At 56.1% G+C, this 1354-nt stretch carries 1 rRNA gene; it reads left to right on the forward strand.

Annotation, left to right across the window (positions count from 1 at the left end):
• Positions 1-1354, forward strand: a 16S ribosomal RNA gene (locus K2F54_RS18730); the annotation flags it as partial.

A 1354-nucleotide genomic window follows, 5' to 3' on the forward strand; every position in this document is an offset into this window, starting at 1 on the left:
AGCTTGCTTCTTGGATCAGTGGCGAACGGGTGAGTAACACGTGAGTAACCTGCCCCCGACTCTGGGATAAGCACTGGAAACGGTGTCTAATACCGGATACGAGCTTCAGCCGCATGGCTAGGAGTTGGAAAGAATTTCGGTTGGGGATGGACTCGCGGCCTATCAGCTAGTTGGTGAGGTAATGGCTCACCAAGGCGACGACGGGTAGCCGGCCTGAGAGGGTGACCGGCCACACTGGGACTGAGACACGGCCCAGACTCCTACGGGAGGCAGCAGTGGGGAATATTGCACAATGGGCGCAAGCCTGATGCAGCAACGCCGCGTGAGGGACGACGGCCTTCGGGTTGTAAACCTCTTTTAGTAGGGAAGAAGCGAAAGTGACGGTACCTGCAGAAAAAGCACCGGCTAACTACGTGCCAGCAGCCGCGGTAATACGTAGGGTGCAAGCGTTGTCCGGAATTATTGGGCGTAAAGAGCTCGTAGGCGGTTTGTCGCGTCTGCTGTGAAAACCCGAGGCTCAACCTCGGGCCTGCAGTGGGTACGGGCAGACTAGAGTGCGGTAGGGGAGATTGGAATTCCTGGTGTAGCGGTGGAATGCGCAGATATCAGGAGGAACACCAATGGCGAAGGCAGATCTCTGGGCCGTAACTGACGCTGAGGAGCGAAAGCATGGGGAGCGAACAGGATTAGATACCCTGGTAGTCCATGCCGTAAACGTTGGGAACTAGATGTGGGGACCATTCCACGGTCTCCGTGTCGCAGCTAACGCATTAAGTTCCCCGCCTGGGGAGTACGGCCGCAAGGCTAAAACTCAAAGGAATTGACGGGGGCCCGCACAAGCGGCGGAGCATGCGGATTAATTCGATGCAACGCGAAGAACCTTACCAAGGCTTGACATATACGAGAATGGGCCAGAAATGGTCAGCTCTTTGGACACTCGTATACAGGTGGTGCATGGTTGTCGTCAGCTCGTGTCGTGAGATGTTGGGTTAAGTCCCGCAACGAGCGCAACCCTCGTCCTATGTTGCCAGCACGTAATGGTGGGAACTCATGGGATACTGCCGGGGTCAACTCGGAGGAAGGTGGGGATGACGTCAAATCATCATGCCCCTTATGTCTTGGGCTTCACGCATGCTACAATGGCCGGTACAAAGGGCTGCAATACCGCAAGGTGGAGCGAATCCCAAAAAGCCGGTCTCAGTTCGGATTGAGGTCTGCAACTCGACCTCATGAAGTCGGAGTCGCTAGTAATCGCAGATCAGCAACGCTGCGGTGAATACGTTCCCGGGCCTTGTACACACCGCCCGTCAAGTCATGAAAGTCGGTAACACCCGAAGCCAGTGGCCAAACCCGC

The sequence above is a fragment of the Cryobacterium inferilacus genome (assembly GCF_019599185.1).
GTDB classification, from domain to species: domain Bacteria; phylum Actinomycetota; class Actinomycetes; order Actinomycetales; family Microbacteriaceae; genus Cryobacterium; species Cryobacterium inferilacus.